The organism is Streptomyces sp. NPDC024555, assembly GCF_055559335.1.
This window is the reverse complement of sequence record NZ_JBVHKV010000002.1, coordinates 573489-596257: the sequence shown is the minus strand read 5'-3', so window position 1 is coordinate 596257 and position 22769 is coordinate 573489. Positions and strand designations below refer to the sequence as shown.

Genomic DNA, 22769 nt, shown 5'->3' with positions numbered 1-22769 from the left:
GCCGGGCGCACGGCGGTGGACGGGTAAGGGGCGGTCTCCCAGGAGACCGCCCCTTACCCGTGTCCGAGGTGCCCGTCCTACCGGGCGCCGTCCAGCAGCGCACGCGTCCGTTCCACGAGCCGGACCACCGAGGCGTCCGCGACGGCGGCGACCTCGTCGTAGCCGAACCAGCGCAGGTCCAGGGACTCGTCACTGATCCGCTCGGTCGCACCCGACGGCGCCAGCGCCGCGTACTGCACGTCCAGATGCCAGTGGCACGGTGCCGGGATCGGATGGCGGTCCAGGACCACCGGACCGCCGTCGAGCAGGGTCAGCCCCGGGATACCGGACTCCTCCGAGGCCTCCCGCAGCGCCGCCGCGGCCGGCGTGGTGTCACCGGGCTCGCAGTGGCCGCCCATCTGCAGCCACATCCTCAGCTTCCGGTGCAGCGTGAGCAGCACCTTGCCGCGCTCCGGGTCGACGACCAGGGCGCTGGCCGTCAGATGCCCGGCCCCGCAGGCCTTCCACATGCCGTCGGGATGGCGCGCCAGATGGTCCAGATAGGCCAGGCGCAGCTCCTCCTGGGCGGCGTCCGCCCCGGTCCCGTACCCCTTCAGCACGAGGACGGCTTCGTCGTACAGGCTCACTTGTCGGTGTCGTCCTTGCCCTTGCCGTGGTCCTCGCCGCCGGCCTCGTCCGGGCCGGGGGCGTCCTCGGGGGAACCGGCCGCGGTCCCGCCCGATCCGCTCGCCGCCTCGCCGAGCATCTTGTCCAGCTCGGAGAAGTCCATCTGCTCGTGGTGGACGAAGCCGTCCGGATCGTCCAGGTCGTGGGCGGTGGGCAGCATGTCGGGGTGCTCCCACAGCGCGTCGCGCCCGTCGAGCCCGCGCGCGTCCGTGAGCGAGGCCCAGAGCCGCGAGGCGTCCCGCAGCCGCCTCGGCCGCAGCTGGAGGCCGATCAGCGTGGCGAAGGTCTGCTCGGCGGGACCGCCGGAGGCACGACGCCTGCGCATCGTCTCGCGCAGCGCGTCCGCCGAGGTCAGCCGGGACTTCGCGGCCTCGTGCACCACCGCGTCCACCCAGCCCTCGACCAGCGCGAGCGCCGTCTCCAGACGGGCCAGCGCGGCCTTCTGCTCGGGGGTGTCCTCCGGCTGGAACATGCCCTGCTGGAGGGCCTCCTGCAGCTGCTCCGGCTGCGAGGGGTCGAACTGGCCGACCACGTCCTCCAGCTTGCTCGTGTCGACCTTGATGCCGCGCGCGTACCCCTCGACCGCACCGAACAGGTGCGAGCGCAGCCACGGCACATGGGCGAAGAGCCGCTGATGGGCCGCCTCGCGCAGGGCCAGGTACAGCCGCACCTCGTCCTGCGGCACGCTCAGGTCCTTGCCGAAGCGCTCGACGTTCAGCGGAAGCAGTGCGGCCTTGCCGGCCGGGCCGAGCGGCAGCCCGATGTCCGTCGAACCGACCACCTCGCCCGCCAGCACGCCGACGGCCTGCCCGATCTGCTGACCGAACATGGCCCCGCCCATCGAGCGCATCATGCCGATCAGCGGCCCCGCCATCGCCTGCATCTCCTCGGGCAGCACATCGCCCATGGCGAGGCCGACCCGCTCGGCGACCGGGTCGACGAGCTTCTGCCACGCGGGCAGGGACGCCTCCACCCACTCCGCACGGCTCCACGCCACCGTCGACACCGCGCCGGAGGGCATCGAGGTGACCCCGTCCAGCCAGAGATCGGCCAGCCGCAGCGCCTCGTCGACGGAGGCACGCTCCGACGGGCCGACGCTCGCGTCCTTGGTGCCGTCGGAGGTGCCCTGGGAGACCGTCTGGCGCGCGATCTGCTTGGCCATGTCCCAGTTCACGGGACCGCCCTCGTAGCTCAGCATCTGGCCGAGCTGCTGGAAGGCCGCGCCCAGGTCGTTCGGATTCATCGAGCCGAACATGGCGGCGAAGGGGTTGTCACCGCCCGTGCCGGGACCGAAACCGAACGGGTTCGCCGGACCGCCCGAACCCTGCCCACCTCCGGTGGGGTCGTTCTTCTTGCCCTTGTCGCCGTCGTCCGGCTCCTCCGGCGGAAGGCCGAATCCGAATGGGGTGTCACTCACGGGTTTCCTCGGCTCGTAGGGCCGTCGGTTCTCACCGACGGCGACTGCCCGACATCACCATCCAGCGTAGACACCAAGTCCGCTCGGGGCCTCAGTGCTCCGCCTGCTCCCGGGCTGCGGCAGGATGGACGCCACCTGGTACGCACGCGTCCTTCGGGTACGTACTGAAGACAACCGCTGGAGACGCCCGGTGAGTTCCCCAGATCCACAGGTTCGCGCAGCGCGAAACCTGCCCGCTTCCCCCTACGAGGACGAGCCCGAGAAGAAGTCCGCCCCCCACCGCTCCAGAAGCCGCGGTCCGGTCGTGGCCGTCACCGGAGCCGCGACGGGCGTCGGTGAGCTGCTCACCGCCCGCCTCGCGGCCTGCGAGGAGATCAAGCAGGTCGTCGCCATCGACGAGCGGCGCGGCGAGGTCTCCGACGCGACCTGGCACATCCTCGACGTGCGCGACCCCGCCATCGCGGAGAAGCTGCGCGGCGCCGACGTCGTCGTGCACCTGGCGCTCGATCTGGACCTGGAGACCGACCCCGCCGCCCGCACCGCCTACAACGTGCGCGGCACCCAGACCGTGCTGACGGCGGCGGCCGCCGCCGGTGTCCACCGCGTCGTGCTGTGCACCTCGGCGATGGTCTACGGGGCCCTGCCCGACAACGACGTGCCCCTCGCCGAGGACGCCGAGCTGCGGGCCACCGCCGAGGCGACCGGCGTCGGCGACCTGCTGGAGATCGAACGGCTCGGCCGCCGCGCCCCCCGCGCCCACCCCGGCCTCCAGGTCACCGTGGTCCGCCCCACCGTCCTGGTCGGCGGCACGGACACGGCGCTGACCCGCTACTTCGAGTCCCCGCGCCTCCTGGTCGTCGCCGGATCGCGTCCCACCTGGCAGTTCTGCCACGTGGACGATCTGGTCACGGCCCTGGAGTACGCCGCCCTGGAGAAGATCGACGGGGAGTTCGCCGTGGGCTGCGACGGCTGGCTCGAACAGGAGGAGGTCGAGGAGATCAGCGGCGTCCGCCGCATGGAGCTGCCCTCCGCCGTCGCGCTGGGCGCGGCCGCCCGGCTGCACCGGATCGGTCTGACCCCGTCCCCGGCGGGCGACCTCGCCTACACCATGCATCCCTGGGTGGTCAGCGTCAGCAGGCTGCACGACGTGGGCTGGCGCCCGGCCTGGACGAACGAGGAGGTGCTGGCCGCGCTCCTCGAAGAGGTCGAGGGCCGCCACACCGTCGCCGGCCGCCGTCTCGGCCGCAAGGACGCCACCGCGGCCGGGGCGGCCGGGGCGACCGTGGCCCTGCTCGGCACCGCGGCCCTGGTGCGCCGCGCCCGCAAGGCCCGCCGGCGCATCTGAGGCGCGGTCCCCGCAGGGGGAGCCGCGAGCGGCCGGGGCCCTCCGCGGGAGCTGTAGAAGGCTCCAAGGCGGAGGGCGGCCCGCCGGGCGAAAGCGCTATTCCGCGTTGTCCGAGCCGTACGGCACGATGGACTCCATGGCACCCACGCATGACCATCCCGGCGAGCACGCGGCACAGGACCCGATCCGGCTGCTGGAGATCCGCGACACCCCGCTCTCCGTCGACGAGGTCTTCCGGGCCGTCGGGGACGACGCCGCCGGCGGCATCGCGCTCTTCGTCGGCACCGTGCGCAATCACGACGGCGGCCAGGACGTCGGGGCGCTGGGCTATTCGTGCCACCCCTCGGCCCAGGACGAGATGCGCCGGGTGGCGGAGAAGGTCGCCGCCGACTTCCCGGTCCGGGCGATGGCCGCGGTCCACCGGGTGGGTGAACTGGCGGTGGGCGATCTCGCGGTCGTCGTGGCGGTCTCCTGCCCGCACCGCGCGGAGGCCTTCGAGGCCTGCCGCAGACTCATCGACGACCTCAAGCACGAGGTCCCCATCTGGAAGCACCAGCGCTTCTCGGACGGCACCGAGGAGTGGGTCGGCGCCTGCTGAGCGCCGGCCGTGCGGGGCGGCGGCCACCCCGATTTGCGTAACCGACCCCCTGCCGTGAGCGTTGGTCCTGCAGATGGTTAATCTGCTGATCGTTCAGTTGCGGTCGCTCATGGGGTAGGGAGGTCGTGATGGCAGCACTCGCCTGGTTGTTGATTCCGCTTTTCGCTGCGTTCGGTGCCGCGATATGGGGAAGCTGGGCTGCCCGTAATCGTACGACCGGCGATGTCACCGAACTCGCCGGTTATGCCCGGTTCCGCGAGGCGATGGAGAAGTCGCACTCCGGTTCCGAGCCTGTCGAGCAGATATCGAACGTCTGACGCCATTCCCGGCGTACGCAGTCGCCAATCCGCGATCCGTCGTCCGCCGCCGCGGCAGTACCGCGCCCTCGCCGGCCGCGGCCGCCGCTCCCGTACGGACCGGCCCCGACGGTGCACGGGCGGGCCCTTCCCGTACTGTCGTTCCATGCCACGCCGCACCGCGACGATGCTCGCCTCCACCCTGATCCTCATCGCGCTCCTCTGTGCGGGCGTGCTGATCAAGGTTCCGTACTCGGAGATGTCCCCCGGACCGACCGTGAACACGCTCGGCGACGTCGACGGTGAGCCCGTGCTGCAGATCACCGGCCACAAGACCTACGAGACCTCCGGCAACCTCAACATGACGACGGTCAGGGTCACGGGCGCCGACTACCACATGAACCTCGTCGAGGCCGTCTACGGATGGCTGGCCCACGACAGCGTCGTGGTCCCGCACGACACGCTCTACCCGAACGGCAAGACCGAGGAGCAGTCGACGCAGGAGAACGCCGAGGAGTTCAGCCAGTCCCAGGAGAGCGCCAAGGTCGCGGCCCTCACCGAACTCGGCATCCCGGTGAAGTCCCGGGTCGTGGTCTCCAGCGTCATCAAGGACAGCCCCGCGCAGGGCAGACTGCACGCGGGCGATGTGATCAGGAACGTCGACGGCACGGCCGTCGAGCAGCCCGAGGACGTGGCCAAGCTCGTCACCCGCCACCGGCCCGGTCAGGACGTCACCTTCACCATCGTCCCGGCCAAGACCGCGGCGGCGGCCGAGAAGGCCGGCAAGGAGCCCGAGGGCACCGAGAAGGTCGTCATCACCACGGAGAAGGCCCCCAAGGAGAACCGGGCGATCGTCGGCATCCAGGCGGGGACCGACCACACCTTCCCGTTCAAGATCGACATCAAGCTCGCCGACGTCGGCGGCCCCAGCGCCGGCCTGATGTTCTCCCTCGGGATCGTCGACAAGCTGACCCCGGGACAGCTGACCGGCGGCAAGTTCGTCGCCGGCACCGGCACGATCGACGACAAGGGCAAGGTCGGCCCGATCGGCGGGATCAACATGAAGCTCGTCGGCGCGCGGAACGCGGGCGCCCGCTACTTCCTGACCCCCGACGCGAACTGCGAGGCGGCCGCCTCCGACACCCCCGACGGGCTCACCCTGGTCAAGGTCAAGACCATCGACGACGCCAAGAAGTCGCTGGACCTGATCCGCACCGGGGACACGGACGGCCTGCCGAGCTGCTCGGCGGGCTGACCGCGCCCCCGCGCGGCGGGGACGGGACGGGTCAGGACTCGAAGGTGGCGGCCAGTGCCTCGGCCAGCCCCGGGACCAGGCCCGCGCCGGTCAGCACCTCGTTCGGCGAGTCCTTCTCGCGCAGCCGCACCGCCGACTCACGGGCGCCGTCGCGGAGCACCGCCACGGTCATCCGGACCTCCTGACGGTCCGGATGGCGGGCCACCCACGCGGTCAGCCGGGCATCGTCGAGGTCGTCCGGCACGGAGGCCTCGGCGGACGGCGGCAGCATCAGCCGCTCCACCGTCATCGCACAGCCGACGACCGCGTCCGGCCAGGCGATCGTGGCGAGGAACTCGTCCAGCGCCGTACCGGCGGGCAGCTCCTCCTGCTCGATGGGGGTGAGGGCCGAAGCGTTCGTCGTATCGCCGTCGAGCCCGAGCTGGGCGGCCAGGCCCGGCTCCTGGACCCGCAGCTGAGCGGTGTCGACCAGGGCGAACAGCCGGGCGGGCTGGTCCCAGCCGAGCGTGGAGATGTACTCGTCGATTTCGAGCACGGCGACGGTCAGCGGACTGGCTGCCATCGGGGGGCCCGAGGGGGAAACGTTGGACATGGGCAACATCCTGCCTCCTTCCGCCCCGGGAACGGGAACTAGGTAAAGCGTCAGTAAGTTGCATAGGTGGGCTCTACGATCGCTGGGCCCGCTCCACACGACCGCGAACTTCGAGGTGCGCACGTTGGCTTTCCAGATGCCGGACCGCGGCGGAGGCCCGACCGGGCCACGGATCAGAGTCGGCCGCCCGTCCCGGCGCGCCCGAACCCTGCTCATGACACTGGGCGTCCTGGCGATTCTCGCCATGGCGTTCGTCATGTTCGCCGGGTTCTGGACGGACTGGCTCTGGTACAGGTCGGTCGCGTATTCGTCCGTCTTCACCACCACCCTGTGGACCAAGATCGGGCTGTTCCTCGTCTTCGGACTCCTGATGGCGCTGGCCATCGGCGTGAACATCTGGCTGGCGCACCGGCTCCGGCCGCCGCTGAGCGCGATGTCCCTGGAGCAGCAGAGCCTGGACCGCTACCGGATGACGCTCGCCCCGTACAAGAAGTGGGTGCTGCTCGCGATCACCGCGCTCGTCGGTCTGATCGCCGGAGCCTCCGCCTCCGGCCAGTGGCGCACATGGCTGCTGTACGTGAACGGCGTGTCGTTCGGCCAGAAGGACCCCCAGTTCCACCTGGACGTCTCCTTCTACGCCTTCGATCTGCCCTGGTACCGCTTCCTGCTCGGCTTCGGCTTCGCGGCCACGGTGCTCTCGCTGATCGCCGCCGCGCTGACCCACTACCTGTACGGCGGGCTGCGCATCACCAGCCCCGGCGCGCGGGCCACGGGAGCGGCCACCGGCCACCTCTCGGTGCTGCTCGGGATCTTCGTCTCGCTGAAGGCGGTGGCCTACTGGCTCGACCGCTACGGCCTGGCCGTGAAGTCCAGTGACTTCAAGGCCACGGACAACTGGACGGGTCTGCGCTACGTCGACGCCAACGCGTACCTGCCGGCGAAGACGATCCTGTTCTGCATCGCGGCGATCTGCGCGGTGCTGTTCTTCGCGACGCTCTGGCGCCGCACCTGGCAGCTTCCGGTGATCGGCTTCGGACTGATGGTCCTGTCCGCGATCCTGATCGGCGGGCTCTACCCGGCGATCGTCCAGAAGTTCCAGGTCCAGCCGAACGAGCAGGCCAAGGAAGCCCCGTTCATCCGGAAGAACATCGAGGCCACGCGCCAGGCGTACGCCATCGACGACGCGAAGGTCACGGACTACTCCGGCAAGTCCACCACCGACGACGAGGCGAAGCTCCGCGCGAGCGCGGACAGCGCCGCCAGCTACCGGGTCATGGACCCGAACGTCGTCTCCCCGGCCTTCCAGCAGCTCCAGCAGAAGAGGAACTACTACCAGTTCCCCAAGACGCTGGACGTCGACCGGTACAAGGACGAGAACGGCCGGGAGCAGGACACGGTCATCGGTCTGCGCGAGCTCAACCTCCAGGGCATCCCCAAGCGCAACTGGATCAACGACCACTTCACCTACACCCACGGCTACGGCGCCATCGCCGCCAAGGGCACCTCCACGGGCAAGAACCCGACGGGTTCGCCCGACTTCACCGAGTCCGGTCTGCCGACCACCGGTGAGCTGGGCGAGTACCAGCAGGAGATCTACTACGGCGAGAAGACCGAGCAGTACTCCATCGTCGGCGGGCCCCAGAAGGAGCTCGACTACGAGGACGACGGCGAGAAGACCACCAGCTACCAGGGCAAGAGCGGCGTCAGCCTCTCCAACGCGTTCAACCGCGCCGCCTACGCGGTGGCCTTCAGCGAGCCGCAGATCCTGTACTCGGGAGCCATCGGCGACGGTTCGCGGATCCTCTACAACCGCACGCCCAAGGAGCGCGTCGAGGCGGTCGCCCCGTGGCTGACCATCGACGGCGACGCCTACCCGGCCGTGGTGAACCACCGCATCCAGTGGGTGGTCGACGCCTACACCACGACCAACGGCTACCCGTACGCCTCGCGCACCACGCTCGGCGACACCACGGCCGACTCGCTGACCACCAACCAGCGCGCGGTCGTCGCCCAGCAGAACCAGGTCAACTACATCCGCAACTCGGTGAAGGCCACCGTCGACGCGTACGACGGCAAGGTCACGCTCTACGAGTGGGACACAGAGGACCCGGTCCTCAAGACCTGGCGCAAGGCCTTCCCGGGCACCGTGAAGCCCAAGGCGGACATTCCGCAGGACCTCATGGACCACCTGCGCTACCCGCAGGACCTGTTCAAGGTGCAGCGCGAACTGCTCACCCGCTACCACGTCACCAGCCCCGCGCAGTTCTACAGCGGCAGTGACGCCTGGCAGGTGCCGGACGACCCGACCAACAAGGAGTCGGGCTCCGTTCCGCCGTACTACCTGAGCATCAAGATGCCGGACCAGACGGACCAGAAGTTCTCGCTGACGACGACGTTCACCCCGAAGGGGCGGCCCGACCTGGGGGCGTTCATGGCGGTGGACGCGGATGCCGCCAGCAAGGACTACGGCACGATCAGACTGCTCAGAGTCACCTCCACGGTGAAGGGGCCCGGCCAGGTACAGAGTGAGCTCAACGGCAACGACGACGTCGCCGAGTTCGTGAGGAACCTGAAGGGCACCGACTCCGACATCGAGTACGGCAACCTGCTCACGGTGCCGCTCGAAGGGGGCTTCCTGTACATCGAGCCGGTGTACACGCGCGGTGGCACGCAGAACTACCCGCTGCTGCGCAAGGTGGCCGCCTCCTACGGTTCGAAGATCGTCTTCGAGAACAGCCTCGGGGAGGCGCTGAACGCGGTCTTCGGGGTGGAGGGCTCCGACACGGGCGAGCCGCCGGGTGACACCACGCGGCCGCCGAGTGACACCACGCAGCCCCCGGCCACCGGGGACACCGCTCTGAAGAAGGCCATCGCCGACGCGCAGAAGGCCTACTCCGAGGGCGAGGCGGCCCTGAAGAAGCAGGACTGGGCGGCCTACGGCAAGGCCCAGGACGACCTCCAGGACGCACTGCAGAGGGCGGCCGCCGCGCAGCCCAAGGCCGGTGCGCAGGGGGCCGCGGACACGCCGAAGAAGCCGGCTGCCTCGGCGAGCGCCGACAGCGGCGGCTGAAAACCCGGTAAGGCTCCACCTCCGCGTCGTGATACGGTTTGAACACAACGACGCGGGGTGGAGCAGCTCGGTAGCTCGCTGGGCTCATAACCCAGAGGTCGCAGGTTCAAATCCTGTCCCCGCTACTGAATGACGAAGGCCCGGATCCTCCAGGGGATCCGGGCCTTCGTCATGTCGTGGTGACTTTTCTGTGCAGTCTGCGTGAAGTGCGGTTCATGTGACGCCAGTTGGGCACGAGCGTGTTTGACTTGTCTCCCTGTGGGCATGTCGACAAAACGCTGAAGTGACCTCACACGCCGCGCTATACCAGGTGTACGCGGGTTGCAGGTGGTGGGACGATGGTATTTATGGGGGACAGGGCAACTCTGTTGGAGACAGGGCGGTTTGTGCAAAAGCACGTCCATCCGGCGGAAAAAGTGGCGGATGCGCGGTTTGCCGCTGCCGCCACGCAGTACAACGACCACATCGAAGCCTCCGAGACCGACGACCGCACCGAGACCGCCGAGACCGCGGAGAGTGCCGCGACCACAGAGAGTGCCACCACCGCCCCGACCGCCGACGCCGTGGAGGACGCCGACCGCGCGGACAGCGAGGCGACCGAGGACAGCGCCGAGAACGAGGCGCGCCACCGCCGTGCAGCCGACGCCGGGGACACCACGTCCATGAGCGTGCTCGGCGCGTTGCTGCTGCGCCGCGGGGACCTGAGCGGCGCCGAGCCCTATCTGCGCGCGGCCACCGCCGACGGCGACCGCGCCGCCGCCAACAACCTGGGCGTCCTGCTGCACCAGCGCGGCTATCCGGACGAGGCGGCCGGCTGGTGGCGGATCGCCGCCGTCGCCGGTTCCGCCGCCGCCGCGCACGCGCTGGGCCGCCACTACCGCGAACGCGGGGACGAACCGGCCGCCGAGTACTGGCTGCGCCAGTCCGCCGAGCAGGGCCACGCGCTCGGGGCGTACGCCCTCGCCGACCTGCTGGAACACCGGAGCGACGTGGGCGCGGAGCGCTGGCTGCGCGCCGCCGCCGAGCAGGGCCACCGCGAGGCCGCCTACCGGCTCGCCCGGCTGCTGGAGCGCGGAGCCACCGACGACGCCTTCGGCCCCGGTCTCGGACCGCGCGGCGGCCGCGAGCGCTCCGCCGCGCGCCGCGACGACGGCCCGGTCGCCGGGCCCGACGCGGGTCGCGTGGGGGAGGCCGAGCAGTGGTACCGGCAGGCCGCCGCGCGGGGCCACCGCCGTGCCGCCCTGCATCTGGGCGCCATCCTCGAACAGCGCGCCGAGCCCAAGGAGGCCGGCCGCTGGTACCTGATGGCCGCCAAGGCCGGGGAGGCCCGTGCCGCCTGCGCGCTGGCCTTCCTGCTGCGGGACGCGGGAGACACCGAGAGCGCCGCCGTGTGGTGGCTGCGCGCCGCCCAGGACGGCGACGGCAACGCCGCCAACGCCCTCGGCGCGCTGCACGCGGCCCGCGGCGAACAGCAGACCGCCGAGCGCTGGTACCGCGCGGCGATGGACGCCGGAGACGTCAACGGCGCGTACAACCTCGGCCTGCTCTGCGCCGCCCAGGACCGTACGCCCCAGGCCGAGCAGTGGTACCGCCAGGCCGCGTACGCCGGGCACCGCGAGGCCGCCAACGCGCTGGCCGTGCTCCTGCTCCAGGCCGGGGACGCGACCGGGGCCGAACCCTGGTTCTCCAAGGCGGCCGAGGCGGGCAGCGTCGACGCCGCCTTCAACCTCGGCATCCTGCACGCCGGACGCGACGAGGACCGTACGGCCCTGCTCTGGTACGAGCGTGCCGCCGCGGCCGGGCACACCGAGGCCGCGCTCCAGGTCGGCATGGCCCTGCTGCACCACGGCGAGGAGCGCGAGGCCGAGCGCCATCTGCGCTGCGCGGCCGGGGGCGGCAGCGCCGAGGCCGCCTTCCGGCTGGCCGGGCTGCTCGACGCCCGGCAGCCCCCGCCCGGCCCGCCCGCCCTCGGGGAGCCGATGCCGCAGAAGAGCGAGTGCGAGGAGTGGTACGAGCGCGCGGCCGAGCAGGGGCACCGCCGCGCCCAGGTCCGCGTCGGCATGCTCGCCGCCGCGCGCGGGGACGTGGAGAGCGCCGGCCGCTGGTACCGGGAGGCCGCCGAGGCGGGCAGCCGCAACGGGGCCTTCAACCTCGGACTGCTCCTCGCCCGCGAGGGCAGCGAGCGCGAGGCCGCGCTCTGGTGGAGCCGGGCCGCCGCCGACGGCCACGGCCGGGCGGCGCTGAGGCTGGCCCTGCTGGCCGCGCGGCGGGGCGAACTGGCCGAGGGGCAGCGGTGGTGCGCGCGCGCCGTCGAGCTGGGCCCGGCCGAGGTCGCCGAGCGCGCGGCACGGCTGCGCGAGGCGCTGCACCAGGAGCTGACCGCGTAGGCCCGGTCCGGGACCCGCCCCCGGGCGGGCCCCGGACCGGCCCGCCTCAATGAATTTGCGCTGGTCCGGGGCGTCACGTACTGTTGGGTTCACCGACGCGGGGTGGAGCAGCTCGGTAGCTCGCTGGGCTCATAACCCAGAGGTCGCAGGTTCAAATCCTGTCCCCGCTACTGAAGACAGAGGGCCGGGTCCTGAAAAGGACCCGGCCCTCTGTGCGTGTCCGCGTGCCGGCAGCCGGTCAGGGCCGGTGGCCGACCGCCTCCTCGTACAGGGACCGGTTCACGGCCCTGTCCTCCGGTACGGGCGCGCCCTCGGAGACGCCCGCGTCGGCGTACGCCCGCTGGAGCCGGTCCGTCGTCCCCTTGCGGATCTCCCAGTCCATCCGCAGGGACGGGGTGGACTTCAGGGTGGCCTCGTCGATCTTCATCAGCCGGGCCAGTTCGGTGACGAAGGCAGGGCTGGATTTGTAGTCACCGGCGAAGTAGGTGTTCACCGTGCGGATGTAGGCGCGGAGGAAGGCGACGCCGGCGTCCGGGTCCTTGTGCAGGAGGTTCGGGCCGAACAGCAGACCGCCCAGCGGTTCGCCGAGCGGCTGGCCGCCGAGGAAGGCGTACCGCTTGTCGCCGTCGACCTTCCGCCAGACCGGGTCGAGCAGCCAGGCCGAGTCCACCCCGCCGTTGCGCAGTGCGGTGAGCACATCGGCGGAGCCCAGCTGCTGGAAGCTGATCCGGTCCAGTCCGCCGCCGTGCTTCTTGAGCGAGGTGTCCATGGCGTACGCGATCACGGAGCCCTTGCCGATCATCGTGCCGAGCTTCCGCCCCGCCATGTCCACGTGCTCGGCGCTCTCGCCGTCCTTGAGGCGCACCCACAGTCCGCTCCTGGAGCCCGGGTCGGGGGAGAAGTTGCCGGCGACCCAGGCGATCGCGAAGCCGCCGTTGATGCCGTTCATCACGGCGGCCTCGGGGGCGGCCCACTGGGCGTCCACATCGCCCTTGGCGAGCAGGGGCAGGGCGTCCGGGGTGGGCAGCACCTTCAGCTCGACGTCCAGCCCCTCCGCGGCGAACTCGCCCTTGGCGACGGCGACCTGGAGGGGTGCCACGTACTCGGCGCTCAACGTGCCGGTGGCCACGGTGATCTTCCGCTTCCCCGCCAGCGGCCGGGCGGCGGGCGCGCCCTTCTCGCAGCGGGCCGGCGCCCGGGTGGGGGAGAGGTCGGCGGGATCGGTCCAGCCGGTGGCGGAGCAGCCGGCCACGGGCGTCACGGTGCGGGGCGACGCGGCCGGGGCGGCACCGTCCGCGGGGTCGTTCGCGGCGCAGGCGGCCGCGCCGAGCAGGGAGACCGCGACGAGCAGCGCGGTGCGGGCGAGGGAAGGACGTATGCGCACAGTGCCTCCGTACGGGGAGCGGGTGGAGCCGTTCACGACTGGCCGCGGCCGCGGTCGCGCGGGGCCCACGGGGTGAGCACCCGGCCCGCGATCCGCACCACTTCGGAGAAGACGACGCCGAGCACGGCGACGCAGACGATGCCGACGAACATCACGTCGTTGCGGAACAGGGCGCGCGAGTCGAAGATCAGGTGCCCCAGCCCGTCGGCCGCCGCGATCTGCTCGGAGGCGACGATGACGAGGACCGCGACCCCGGCGGCGATACGGGCGCCGACCAGGACGGCCGGGAGCGAGGCGGGCAGCAGGATGTGCCGGAACATCTGCCAGGGCGAGGCGCCGAACACCTGCCCCGCGTCCCGGTGGCCGGACGGGACGGCGAGGACGGCCGCCATCGTCGAGATCCAGACGAAGAAGAAGACGGTGGCGGCGACCAGAGCGATCTGCGGCCCCTCGCCCAGGCCGAACATATTGAGGAACACCGGCAGCAGGGCCAGCTTCGGGACCACGTAGAGGGCGTCGAGCAGCGGTTCCAGGGCGGCTCTGACCAGGGCGAGCGAGCCCATCAGCAGCCCGAGGGCGTAGCCGGCGACGGTCCCGACGGCGTAGCCGCCGAGGACGCGCTTGAGGGTGGCCCGGACATCGGGCCACAGCTCGCCGTCGGCCGCGCGGTCCCAGCCGTCCGCGAGGATGGTGGAGGGCGCCGGGTAGACGCGCGCGTCGATCCAGGACCGGGCGGCGGCCAGCTGCCAGAGCAGGACGAGCACCAGCGGCACGGCGACGGCGAGCGCCACCTCCAGGGTGCGGCGCCTGCGGTGGGTGCGTACGGGATGCAGCTCCCGGGGGCCGGGGCGGCGGACCAGGAGCTGTTCGTCGGCGGGGGCGGACTTCACCGTGGTGCTCATGCGCGCACCGCCCCGGTGGTGACCTCGCCGCGCAGCAGCTCCCACAGTTCGCTCTTGAGCGCGGTGAACTCGGGCGCGGAGCGGACGGCGCCGGTGCGCGGCCGGGCGAACGGGGGCCGGCGTTCGGCGATGATCCGCCCCGGCCGGGCGGACATCACCAGCACGCGGTCGCCGAGCACCAGGGCCTCCTCCAGGCTGTGGGTGATGAAGAGCGTGGTGGTGCGGGTGGTCTGGGTGAGTTCCAGCAGTTCGTCCTGGAGGATCGTGCGCAGTTGGGCGTCGAGCGCGGCGAAGGGCTCGTCCATCAGCAGCAGTTCGGGTTCCACGGCGAGCGCGCGGGCGATCGCCACCCGCTGGCGCATCCCTCCGGAGAGTTCGGCCGGGTAGGCGTCGGCGAAGTCGGCCAGTCCCAGCCGGGCCAGCCAGTCGCGGGCCCGGCCGTCGGCCTCGCGGCGGGGCACGCGCTGGATGTCGAGGCCGAAGCGGACATTGGCCAGGACCGTCTTCCAGTCGTGGATCCCGTAGTCCTGGAAGATCATCGCCGCCGGACGCGGCGAGGCCGTACGGATCGACAGCTCGCCGGCGCTGGGGCGCAGCAGTCCGGCGGCGATTCTCAGCAGGGTGGACTTGCCGCAGCCGGAGGGGCCGACGAGGCAGGTGAACTCGCCGGGTGCGACATCGAGGTCGACGGGGCCGAGGGCGGCGAGGGCGCGGCTGCCGCGTCCGAAGGAGCGGGACAGGGCGCGGGCGCGCAGCTTGGGGGCGGTGGTGGGCGCGGCTGACGGGGGTGGGTTCGGGTGCGGGTCTCCCACGGGTCTCTCCTCGTACGGGTCGAGGTGCCCGGCCGTCCCGGGGGCGGCCGTGATCGCCGACGACGATATGACGGTCCGTCAGATTCGGGAAGGGGGTGCGCGCCGGATCGCCGGATCGCCGGAGGTGCGAGGTTCGGGTGGACGCGCGACGCCCCCGCCGGGAGGCCGGCGGGGGCGTCGGTGAGCGGGGTGGTTCAGCCGGTCGCGGCGCAGCTCGGGCAGATGCCCCGGTATGTCACCTCGACGCCGGAGACGGTGAAGCCGAAGCGCTCGCCGTCCGGCAGGTCGGCCAGCGGGTCGCCGGCGGGGTGCACGTCCCGGATCACGCCGCAGCGGCCGCACACCAGGTGATGGTGGGGGCGGTGGGCGTTCGGGTCGTAGCGCTTGGCCCGGCGGTCGGTGGTGACCTCGACGACCTCGCCGAGGGTCACCATCTCGCCCAGCGTGTTGTAGACGGTGGCGCGGGAGATCTCGGGCAGCCGGGTGACGGCGCGGGCGTGGACCTCGTCGGCCGTCAGGTGCACATGGTCCCCGTCGAGGACCTCGGCCACGACGCGCCGCTGCGCCGTCATGCGCCAGCCGCGTCCGCGCAGTCGCTCAAGGAGGTCACTCATGCGCACCAGCCTAACAGTGGTGTGGACCAGGTTCTGAACTGGTGTGACTTTGGACCCCAGATTGACTTGGACTTAGTCCAATGTAGGATCGATTTCGCAGAAGGCAGGGACAGGCCGCGCACGCCACGACCGCATCGCGGGAGACGGGTGGGGCGCGGGATCGACGCAGGAGGCGCACGTGACACAGGGACCGCTCACCACGGAGGCCGGCGCACCGGTGGCCGACAACCAGAACAGCGAGACCGCGGGTGCCGGCGGCCCGGTCCTCGTCCAGGACCAGTCGCTGATGGAGAAGCTCGCCCACTTCAACCGGGAGCGCATACCGGAGCGCGTGGTGCACGCCCGCGGCGCCGGCGCGTACGGCACGTTCACGCTGACTCGCGACGTCTCCCGGTGGACCCGGGCGAGGTTCCTCTCCGAGGTCGGCAAGCAGACCGAGACCTTCCTGCGGTTCTCCACCGTCGCGGGCAACCTGGGATCCGCCGACGCGGTGCGCGACCCGCGCGGCTTCGCGCTGAAGTTCTACACCGAGGACGGCAACTACGACCTCGTCGGCAACAACACCCCGGTGTTCTTCATCAAGGACGCCATCAAGTTCCCCGACTTCATCCACACCCAGAAGCGCGACCCGTACACCGGCTCCCAGGAGGCGGACAACGTCTGGGACTTCTGGGGGCTCTCGCCCGAGTCGACCCACCAGGTGACCTGGCTCTTCGGCGACCGGGGCATTCCGGCGACGCTGCGCCACATGAACGGCTACGGCTCGCACACCTACCAGTGGAACAACGAGGCCGGTGAGGTCTTCTGGGTCAAGTACCACTTCAAGACCGACCAGGGGATCAGGAACCTCACCCAGGACGAGGCGAACAAGCTCGCCGGTGAGGACCCGGACAGCCACCAGCGGGATCTGCGCGAGGCGATCGAGCGCGGCGACTTCCCGTCCTGGACCGTGCAGGTCCAGATCATGCCGGCGGCCGAGGCGGCGGCGTACCGCTTCAACCCGTTCGACCTCACCAAGGTGTGGCCGCACGCGGACTACCCGCCGATCGAGATCGGGAAGCTGGAGCTCAACCGCAACCCCGAGAACGTCTTCGCCGAGGTCGAGCAGTCGGTCTTCAGCCCGGCGCACTTCGTGCCCGGCATCGGCCCGTCCCCGGACAAGATGCTCCAGGGCCGTCTCTTCGCGTACGGCGACGCGCACCGCTACCGCGTCGGCATCAACGCCGACCACCTGCCGGTCAACCGCCCGCACGCCGCCGAGGCCCGGACCAACAGCCGGGACGGCTATCTCTACGACGGCCGTCACGCCGGCGCGAAGAACTACGAACCGAACAGCTTCGGCGGACCGGCCCAGACCGGCCGCCCGCTGTGGGAGTCCACCCCGGTCACGGGCGGCACCGGCACCCACGAGGCCCCGTCGCACGCCGAGGACGACGACTTCGTCCAGGCCGGGAACCTCTACCGGCTCTACTCCGAGGACGAGAAGGCCCGGCTGATCGACAACCTCGCGGGCTTCATCGCCAAGGTCTCGCGCGACGACATCGCCGAGCGCGCGATCGGCAACTTCCGCCGGGCCGACGCCGATTTCGGCAGGCGGCTGGAGGCCGCCGTCCGCGAGCTGCGCGGCTGACCGGAGCGGGTCTCAGCCCGCCAGCTCCACCGGACGGCGCCGGGCCGGCGTCCAGCAGCGGATGATGTCGCGCACCGAGACGATGCCGACCGGCCCGTCGCCGTCCAGCACGATCAGATGCCGGAAGCCGCCGTGCGTCATGGCCTCGGCCGCCTCCTCCAGGGTCCAGGTGGGGGCGGCGAAGACCACCTCGGTGGTGGTGTGGGCGGAGGCGGTCTCCGTGTCGGGGTCCTGGCCCGACCCGACCGCGTCGAGGATGTCGCGCTCGGTGAGGATGCCGAGGCCGCAGGTGTCGGGATCGTGCACCACGGCGGCTCCGATCCGGCGCGCCGACATCAGCCGGGCGGCGTGGCGCAGGGTGTGGGCCGGGCCGATGGTGAGGACCAGCGTGCTCATGGCGTCTCGGACGAGCATGGGGGAGCCACCTCCTTCGTGAAGCGGCCACGTGAGCCGATTCACAAGTTCACAAGTGGGGGGACTCTCAGAGTCGCACCGATACGGGGCGGCAACAAGGGGTGGTGAGGGACGTTCGAGGGGCGTGCGGTGGTGCGGCACGCCCCTCGAACGCCGTTCCGGCCCGGGAGGGCGCGGCGCTTCCGTCAGTAGCGCTGGTTCAGATAACCCAGCAGTTCGCGGTGGAGCGTCCCGTTCGAGGCCGCCGCGTTCCCGCCGTGCGGGCCGTCCACGCCGTCGAGACTCGTGAACCGGCCGCCCGCCTCCTCCACGATGATCGCGTTGGCCGCCATGTCCCACAGCGACAGCTCGGGCTCCGCGCAGATGTCGACCGACCCCTCGGCGACCATCATGTACGGCCAGAAGTCGCCGTAGCCGCGCGTGCGCCAGCAGGCCCGCGTCAGATCCAGGAAGCCGTCGAGCCGGCCCTGCTCCTCCCAGCCGGTCAGCGAGGAGTACGCGAACGAGGCGTCCGCGATCCGCTCCACCTGGGAGACCCGGATCCGGCTCGCCGAGGTCAGACTGCGGCCGGTGAACGCGCCCGCGCCCTTGGCCGCCCACCAGCGCCGGTTCAGCGCCGGGGCCGACACCACGCCGACCACCGGCCGGAAGCCGTGCTCCCCGGCCTCCATCAGGGAGATGAGCGTCGCCCAGACGGGAACGCCGCGCACATAGTTCTTGGTGCCGTCGATCGGGTCGATCACCCAGCGGCGCGGACCCGTCCCCTCGATCCCGTACTCCTCGCCGAGGATCGCGTCCCGCGGCCGTGCCCGCTGGAGATGGCCGCGGATCAGCTCCTCGGCGGCCTTGTCGGCCTCGCTCACCGGCGTCATGTCCGGCTTGGTCTCGACCTTGAGGTCCAGGGCCTTGAACCGGTCCATCGTCGCGGCGTCGGCGGCGTCCGCCAGCACGTGGGCGAGGCGCAGATCATCGTGGTAATCGGGCATGCGGTCACAGTATCCACCGCCGCCGGGGCGAGCCACAGGGCCCCGGAGGGCCGCGAGGACCCTTGACAGCACCGGAGACCCGCTCAAATCTGAAACCAGGATCCCCTGGGGCTTCGGGTGCATGGCGGTCCGGGAGGCGACGATGCCGACGGCGCGGGAGGCACTGCTGGACGCCGCGCACGCGGCGCTGTCCGCCCGGCCCTGGCCCGCCGTGCGCATGGTCGACGTGTCCGCCGCCGCCGGGGTCTCCCGGCAGACCCTCCACAACGAGTTCGGCGGCAAGGACGGACTGGCCGCCGCCCTCGTCGCGGGCGCCGCCACCCGCTATCTCGCCGGAGCCGAACGCGCCCTGGCGTCCCCCGGCTCCCCCGGCGACCGGCTGGCCGCCCTCGCCGCCTGGACGGTCCGCGCCACCCGGGCCGACGCCCTGGTCGCGGCCCTGCTCACCGGCCACTGGGACGCGCGCCTACCGCGACCCGCCGCCCTGTCCCGGCACCTGCCGCCCCAGGCCCGCCCCCGCACCGGCGCGGGGCCCCCGACCCCCGGCGAACTCCTCGGCCGGGTCCGTGACCGGGCCGTCGCCGTACTCACCGCCGGACACCCCGCAGGCGATCCGGCCGCCACCGCCGTGACCTGCGAACTGGCCCTGCGTCTCGCCCTCTCCTACGCCCTGGTGCCTCCGCCCCCGGGGCTGCCGGGGGACGGGATGCCGCTGGTGCGGGACGTGGTGGACCGGCTGCCGGACGTGGCCGCCTGAGCGGGGCGCGGCGGACGGATCAGTGGGAGGAGCCGGAGAGCTGGAGCCCGATGACCCCGAGGATGACCAGTGAGATCGACACCAGTTTGAGCGTGGAGACCACGTCGTTCAGGAAGATCATGCCGTAGATCGCGGTCCCCGCCGCGCCGATCCCGGTCCACACCGCGTACGCGGGCCCCACGTCGAGCTTCTTCAGCGAGAGCGTCAGCAGACCGAAGCTGCCCAGGGCGAACACGGCGAAGGCGATGGTCGGCCAGAGCCGGGTGAAGCCGTGCGAGAGCTTGAGGCAGACGGCGAAGCCGGTCTCCAGAAGTCCCGCGACCACGACCAGCAGCCACGCCATCGTCAGTGCCCTCCCACTCGGTGGCCGCCCAGGGCCATGGGCGTGATTATGCACTTACCGGTCGCGGGTGATCGCAAACGTCGCCCGGCCGGTCACCGCGCGTCGCCCGCCGGGCAGCCGCTCAGTCGCCCTCGCGCCGCTCCCGGGTGTCCAGCAGCCGCCGCAGCGAGTCCAGCCGCGCCGGATCCGCGTGCCCGGCCGCCACCCAGGCGTCCAGTGCGCATTCCGGTTGCCGGCTGTCGTGGGTGCAGCCGCGCGGGCACTCCTCGGCGCCGGGCTGGAGGTCGGGGAAGGCGTTGATGACCCGCGAGGGGTCGATGTGGTTCAGCCCGAAGGACCGGACGCCGGGGGTGTCGATCACCCAGCCCCGGTAGTCCGGCAGCGGCAGGGCGAGCGCCGAGGTGGTGGTGTGCCGGCCCCGGCCGGTGACCGCGTTGACGACCCCGGTGGTACGCCGTCTGTCCTTCGGCACGAGCGCGTTGACCAGGGTGGTCTTGCCGACGCCGGAGTGGCCGACGAAGGCGGTGACCCGGTCGTTCAGCTGCTCGCGGACCCGGTCCGCGGCGTCCCCGTTCTCCAGTTCCTCGCGGCTGGTCACGATGAACGGCACCCCCAGCGGGGTGTACGCCTCCAGCAGCTTCTCCGGGGAGGCCAGATCGGACTTGGTCAGCACGAGCAGCGGCGAGAGCCCGCCGTCGTACGCCGCCACCAGACAGCGGTCGATCATGCGCGGGCGGGGTTCCGGATCGGCCAGCGCCGTGACGATGGCCAGCTGGTCGGCGTTGGCCACGACCACGCGCTCGAAGGGGTCGTCGTCGTCCGCGGTCCGGCGCAGCACCGAGCGGCGCTCACCGATCCGGACGATCCGCGCCAGGGTGTCCTTGTCGCCGGAGAGGTCGCCGACCAGGGAGACGGTGTCGCCGACGACCGCGGCCTTGCGGCCGAGCTCGCGGGCCTTCATCGCCATGACCGTGCGGCCGTCGACCAGGCAGGTGAGCCGCCCGCGGTCCACGGTCAGGACCATGCCGTCCTCGGCGTCCTCGTGCTTGGGCCGGATGTTCGTCCGCGGCCGGTTGCCCTTGCGGTTGGGGCGGACGCGGACGTCGTCCTCGTCGGGGTTCTTGCCGTAGCGGCGCATGTCTCAGGCCCCGAGCATTCCGGTCCACATCCGCGGGAAGTCGGGCAGGGTCTTCGCGGTCGTCGCCACGTTCTCGATCTCCACTCCGGGGACGGCAAGGCCGATGACCGACCCGGCGGTGGCCATCCGGTGGTCGTCGTACGTATGGAAGGTACCGCCGTGCAGCGGTCGCGGCCGGATACGGAGGCCGTCCGCGGTCTCGGTGACGTCGCCGCCCAGCTCGTTGATCTCCTTGGTGAGGGCGGCCAGCCGGTCCGTCTCGTGCAGCCGCAGATGGGCCACGCCGCTCAGGGTGGAGGGGGAGTCGGCCAGGGCGGCGACGGCGGCGATGCCCGGGGTCAGCTCGCCGACCTCGCCGAGGTCGACGTCGATGCCGTGGATCCGGCCCGATCCGGTGAAGGTCAGCCCGTGCTCGGTCAGCTCGCAGGAGCCGCCCATCGCGGTGAAGATCTCGCGCAGCGCGTCACCGGGCTGCGTGGTGCGCAGCGGCCAGTCGGGAACGGTGACCCGGCCGCCGGTGACCAGCGCCGCGGCCAGGAACGGCTGGGCGTTGGACAGGTCCGGCTCGATGGTCAGATCGCGGCCCAGCAGCGCCGAGGGGGAGACCCGCCAGACGTTCGGCTCGCCGCCCGTCTCCGGCTCGTCGACCTGGGCGCCGACGGCCCGCAGCATGTCGACGGTCATCCGGATGTGCGGCATCGAGGGCAGCCGCTCGCCGGTGTGGCGGACCTCCACGCCCTGGTTGAAGCGCGGCGCCGACAGCAGCAGCGCCGAGACGAACTGGGAGGACGAGGAGGCGTCGATCGCCACCGGTCCGCCGTCCAGCGCCCCGCCGCCGTGCACCGTCATCGGCAGCCGGCCGCGGCCGTCGTCGTCGATCCGGGCGCCGAGCACCCGCAGGGCGTCGATGACCCCGGTCAGCGGGCGCTCGTAGGAGCGCGGGTCGCCGTCGAAGCGGACCGGGCCGTTCGCCAGCGTCGCCACCGGCGGCAGGAAGCGCATCACCGTGCCGGCGTTGCCGACGTCGACGGTGACCGCGCCGCGCAGACCGGCCGGGATGACCCGCCAGGCCTCGCCGGAACCGCCGCCGGAGGAGCTGGAGGACACCGTCTCCTCGATGCCCACGCCCATCGCGCGCAGCGCGTCGGCCATCAGCAGGGTGTCGCGCGAGCGCAGCGGGCGGCGCAGCCATCCCGGCTCGGCGGCGAGCGCGGCCAGGACCAGCGCGCGGTTGGTGACCGACTTCGATCCGGGCACGGTGACGGTGGCGTCGACGGGGCCGCTCGCGTGAGGGGCGGGCCACAGGGCAGGGTGCACGGAACTTTCGGTCATGGCCTCACTTTAGTGGTTCCCAACGAACCCCGATTTCGATCAAATGCGATGAAATCCGGGCGTAACCCTGACGTGGTAGAGGGTGCCCGCACCGTGCGGACCGGCATCGGTCACAGCCCCAGCAGCCAGCGCCCGCCACCGATCAGCGAGCAGAGCGACACCGCGTGGAACAGGAACAGCCACAGCGCCGCCGGGACGTCCGTCAGCCGGGAGAGCTGGTCCGCGTCCGAGTCCGGGGCCCCGCCGCGCCGCCGCTTGGACTGGAGCTCGAAGGGCGGCCGCACCCCGCCCATCAGCAGGAACCACACCACGCTGTACGCGAACAGCGACTGCCAGGCCGCCGAGGCCAGCCACGACATCAGCAGGAACAGCGAGCCGGTGAGGATCACCGTCAGCGCCCCGTACACATTGCGGATCATCACCAGCATCACCGCGAGCAGCGCCGTGGCCAGCCAGAGCAGCAGCGTGATCCGCCCGTTCACCAGCAGCCAGGCCCCGCCCAGCCCGAGGAGCGAGGGCGCGGTGTAGCCCGCCGCGGCCGTCAGCACCATCCCGATGCCGGTGGCCTTCCCCCGGCTCACCGTCAGTCCGCTGGTGTCCGAGTGCAGCCGGATGCCCGACAGCTGCCGCCCGGTGAGCAGCGCGACCAGCCCGTGGCCGCCCTCGTGGGCGATGGTGATCGCGTTGCGCGTGAGCCGCCATATGAGGTTCGGTACGACGGCGATCATCGCCGCCGTGGCCGTGACCACCACCAGCCACTGCTCCGGGGCGGGCTGGGTGCCGAAGACGCGGTCCCACAGGTGGCCGAGGTCGGTGCTGTCCATGGTGCGG

The 22769-nt window shown here is 71.8% G+C and carries 21 protein-coding genes and 2 tRNA genes; 10 read left to right on the top strand and 13 right to left on the bottom strand.

Features of this window, described 5'->3' with window-relative positions; translation table 11 throughout:
* Window positions 1-77: 77 nt before the first annotated feature.
* Window positions 78-626, bottom strand: coding sequence for an NUDIX hydrolase (locus ACZ4FH_RS05280; RefSeq protein WP_467302362.1), 549 nt, complete (start codon window positions 624-626; stop codon window positions 78-80).
* Window positions 623-2083, bottom strand: a complete 1461-nt coding sequence (locus ACZ4FH_RS05275) for a zinc-dependent metalloprotease (protein ID WP_467302361.1) — start codon at window positions 2081-2083, stop codon at window positions 623-625. Before ACZ4FH_RS05275 ends, ACZ4FH_RS05280 begins: the two co-directional genes overlap by 4 nt.
* Before the next feature lie 190 nt (window positions 2084-2273).
* Here ACZ4FH_RS05275 and ACZ4FH_RS05270 point away from each other — a divergent pair, with 190 nt between their 5' ends.
* The 4 genes from ACZ4FH_RS05270 (at window position 2274) to ACZ4FH_RS05255 (ending at window position 5577) form a co-directional block, all read left to right on the top strand.
* A complete protein-coding gene (locus ACZ4FH_RS05270; RefSeq protein ID WP_467302359.1) occupies window positions 2274-3428 on the top strand; it encodes an SDR family oxidoreductase in 1155 nt (384 codons plus the stop codon).
* Between the two features lie 136 nt (window positions 3429-3564).
* Window positions 3565-4026 carry a molybdenum cofactor biosynthesis protein MoaE gene (locus ACZ4FH_RS05265; protein WP_467302358.1) on the top strand — a complete coding sequence of 154 codons (462 nt, stop codon included), beginning with the start codon at window positions 3565-3567 and terminating at the stop codon, window positions 4024-4026.
* 128 nt (window positions 4027-4154) lie between these two features.
* A complete protein-coding gene (locus ACZ4FH_RS05260) occupies window positions 4155-4343 on the top strand; it encodes a hypothetical protein (protein ID WP_123523681.1) in 189 nt (62 codons plus the stop codon).
* 145 nt (window positions 4344-4488) lie between these two features.
* Window positions 4489-5577 (top strand): YlbL family protein, encoded by a 1089-nt coding sequence (locus ACZ4FH_RS05255; protein ID WP_467302355.1) that lies wholly within the window; start codon window positions 4489-4491, stop codon window positions 5575-5577.
* Between the two features lie 31 nt (window positions 5578-5608).
* Here ACZ4FH_RS05255 and ACZ4FH_RS05250 read toward each other — a convergent pair whose 3' ends face one another.
* Window positions 5609-6178, bottom strand: a complete 570-nt coding sequence (locus ACZ4FH_RS05250) for a PPA1309 family protein (protein ID WP_383634767.1) — start codon at window positions 6176-6178, stop codon at window positions 5609-5611.
* Between the two features lie 127 nt (window positions 6179-6305).
* Between ACZ4FH_RS05250 and ACZ4FH_RS05245 the strand changes: the two genes are divergently transcribed.
* The 4 genes from ACZ4FH_RS05245 to ACZ4FH_RS05230 all read left to right on the top strand — a co-directional run bounded on the left by ACZ4FH_RS05245 (window position 6306) and on the right by ACZ4FH_RS05230 (window position 11796).
* Window positions 6306-9239, top strand: a complete 2934-nt coding sequence (locus tag ACZ4FH_RS05245; protein ID WP_467302451.1) for a UPF0182 family membrane protein — start codon at window positions 6306-6308, stop codon at window positions 9237-9239.
* Between the two features lie 51 nt (window positions 9240-9290).
* Window positions 9291-9364: transfer RNA gene (locus ACZ4FH_RS05240), tRNA-Met, on the top strand.
* 213 nt (window positions 9365-9577) lie between these two features.
* Window positions 9578-11626, top strand: coding sequence for a tetratricopeptide repeat protein (locus ACZ4FH_RS05235; protein WP_467302353.1), 2049 nt, complete (start codon window positions 9578-9580; stop codon window positions 11624-11626).
* A 96-nt stretch (window positions 11627-11722) separates the two neighbouring features.
* Window positions 11723-11796: transfer RNA gene (locus ACZ4FH_RS05230), tRNA-Met, on the top strand.
* A 68-nt stretch (window positions 11797-11864) separates the two neighbouring features.
* On the opposite strand, the gene ACZ4FH_RS05225 is transcribed toward ACZ4FH_RS05230, so the two are convergent.
* The 4 genes from ACZ4FH_RS05225 to ACZ4FH_RS05210 form a co-directional block, all read right to left on the bottom strand.
* Window positions 11865-13010: an ABC transporter substrate-binding protein gene (locus ACZ4FH_RS05225; protein ID WP_467302351.1), complete on the bottom strand. Its 1146-nt coding sequence runs from the start codon at window positions 13008-13010 to the stop codon at window positions 11865-11867.
* A gap of 32 nt (window positions 13011-13042) precedes the next feature.
* Window positions 13043-13912 carry an ABC transporter permease gene (locus tag ACZ4FH_RS05220; RefSeq protein WP_467302349.1) on the bottom strand — a complete coding sequence of 290 codons (870 nt, stop codon included), beginning with the start codon at window positions 13910-13912 and terminating at the stop codon, window positions 13043-13045.
* The gene (locus tag ACZ4FH_RS05215) at window positions 13909-14724 is read right to left on the bottom strand and encodes an ABC transporter ATP-binding protein (protein ID WP_467302347.1); all 816 of its coding nucleotides are present in this window, start codon (window positions 14722-14724) and stop codon (window positions 13909-13911) included. Before ACZ4FH_RS05215 ends, ACZ4FH_RS05220 begins: the two co-directional genes overlap by 4 nt.
* Before the next feature lie 194 nt (window positions 14725-14918).
* A complete protein-coding gene (locus ACZ4FH_RS05210; RefSeq protein WP_467302345.1) occupies window positions 14919-15338 on the bottom strand; it encodes a Fur family transcriptional regulator in 420 nt (139 codons plus the stop codon).
* Between the two features lie 178 nt (window positions 15339-15516).
* Between ACZ4FH_RS05210 and ACZ4FH_RS05205 the strand changes: the two genes are divergently transcribed.
* Window positions 15517-16968, top strand: a complete 1452-nt coding sequence (locus ACZ4FH_RS05205) for a catalase (protein ID WP_467302343.1) — start codon at window positions 15517-15519, stop codon at window positions 16966-16968.
* A 12-nt stretch (window positions 16969-16980) separates the two neighbouring features.
* Here the strand turns inward: ACZ4FH_RS05205 and ACZ4FH_RS05200 are convergent, their stop codons facing one another.
* Entirely contained in the window at window positions 16981-17382 is a 402-nt protein-coding gene (locus ACZ4FH_RS05200) for a CBS domain-containing protein (protein ID WP_383634779.1), read from the bottom strand.
* Between the two features lie 185 nt (window positions 17383-17567).
* Window positions 17568-18368, bottom strand: a complete 801-nt coding sequence (gene hisN, locus ACZ4FH_RS05195; RefSeq protein WP_467302341.1) for a histidinol-phosphatase — start codon at window positions 18366-18368, stop codon at window positions 17568-17570.
* Window positions 18369-18510: 142 nt separating this feature from the next.
* On the opposite strand from hisN, the gene ACZ4FH_RS05190 reads away from it, so the two are divergent.
* Window positions 18511-19125, top strand: a complete 615-nt coding sequence (locus tag ACZ4FH_RS05190) for a TetR family transcriptional regulator (RefSeq protein WP_467302339.1) — start codon at window positions 18511-18513, stop codon at window positions 19123-19125.
* Between the two features lie 19 nt (window positions 19126-19144).
* Here ACZ4FH_RS05190 and ACZ4FH_RS05185 read toward each other — a convergent pair whose 3' ends face one another.
* From ACZ4FH_RS05185 to ACZ4FH_RS05170, 4 genes are all read right to left on the bottom strand, one after another.
* Complete coding sequence (locus ACZ4FH_RS05185; protein ID WP_383635420.1) at window positions 19145-19468, bottom strand: DMT family transporter; 324 nt, start codon at window positions 19466-19468, stop codon at window positions 19145-19147.
* 121 nt (window positions 19469-19589) lie between these two features.
* Complete coding sequence (gene rsgA, locus ACZ4FH_RS05180; RefSeq protein ID WP_383634797.1) at window positions 19590-20606, bottom strand: ribosome small subunit-dependent GTPase A; 1017 nt, start codon at window positions 20604-20606, stop codon at window positions 19590-19592.
* Between the two features lie 3 nt (window positions 20607-20609).
* Window positions 20610-21938: a 3-phosphoshikimate 1-carboxyvinyltransferase gene (gene aroA, locus ACZ4FH_RS05175; RefSeq protein ID WP_467302337.1), complete on the bottom strand. Its 1329-nt coding sequence runs from the start codon at window positions 21936-21938 to the stop codon at window positions 20610-20612.
* Between the two features lie 110 nt (window positions 21939-22048).
* A complete protein-coding gene (locus tag ACZ4FH_RS05170) occupies window positions 22049-22762 on the bottom strand; it encodes a M50 family metallopeptidase (protein WP_383634801.1) in 714 nt (237 codons plus the stop codon).
* Window positions 22763-22769 lie beyond the last annotated feature (7 nt).

Excerpts from the sequence above, each read along its gene's own strand:
- ACZ4FH_RS05190 (WP_467302339.1), top strand. The coding sequence starts at position 18,511 with ATGCCGACGGCGCGGGAGGCACTGCTGGACGCCGCGCACGCGGCGCTG.
- ACZ4FH_RS05260 (WP_123523681.1), top strand. The coding sequence starts at position 4,155 with ATGGCAGCACTCGCCTGGTTGTTGATTCCGCTTTTCGCTGCGTTCGGT.
- ACZ4FH_RS05250 (WP_383634767.1), bottom strand. The coding sequence starts at position 6,178 with ATGTTGCCCATGTCCAACGTTTCCCCCTCGGGCCCCCCGATGGCAGCC.
- rsgA (WP_383634797.1), bottom strand. The coding sequence starts at position 20,606 with ATGCGCCGCTACGGCAAGAACCCCGACGAGGACGACGTCCGCGTCCGC.
- ACZ4FH_RS05210 (WP_467302345.1), bottom strand. The coding sequence starts at position 15,338 with ATGAGTGACCTCCTTGAGCGACTGCGCGGACGCGGCTGGCGCATGACG.
- ACZ4FH_RS05235 (WP_467302353.1), top strand. The coding sequence starts at position 9,578 with ATGGTATTTATGGGGGACAGGGCAACTCTGTTGGAGACAGGGCGGTTT.
- ACZ4FH_RS05255 (WP_467302355.1), top strand. The coding sequence starts at position 4,489 with ATGCCACGCCGCACCGCGACGATGCTCGCCTCCACCCTGATCCTCATC.
- ACZ4FH_RS05220 (WP_467302349.1), bottom strand. The coding sequence starts at position 13,912 with ATGAGCACCACGGTGAAGTCCGCCCCCGCCGACGAACAGCTCCTGGTC.
- ACZ4FH_RS05265 (WP_467302358.1), top strand. The coding sequence starts at position 3,565 with ATGGCACCCACGCATGACCATCCCGGCGAGCACGCGGCACAGGACCCG.
- ACZ4FH_RS05200 (WP_383634779.1), bottom strand. The coding sequence starts at position 17,382 with ATGCTCGTCCGAGACGCCATGAGCACGCTGGTCCTCACCATCGGCCCG.
- hisN (WP_467302341.1), bottom strand. The coding sequence starts at position 18,368 with ATGCCCGATTACCACGATGATCTGCGCCTCGCCCACGTGCTGGCGGAC.
- aroA (WP_467302337.1), bottom strand. The coding sequence starts at position 21,938 with ATGACCGAAAGTTCCGTGCACCCTGCCCTGTGGCCCGCCCCTCACGCG.
- ACZ4FH_RS05245 (WP_467302451.1), top strand. The coding sequence starts at position 6,306 with ATGCCGGACCGCGGCGGAGGCCCGACCGGGCCACGGATCAGAGTCGGC.
- ACZ4FH_RS05170 (WP_383634801.1), bottom strand. The coding sequence starts at position 22,762 with ATGGACAGCACCGACCTCGGCCACCTGTGGGACCGCGTCTTCGGCACC.
- ACZ4FH_RS05185 (WP_383635420.1), bottom strand. The coding sequence starts at position 19,468 with ATGGCGTGGCTGCTGGTCGTGGTCGCGGGACTTCTGGAGACCGGCTTC.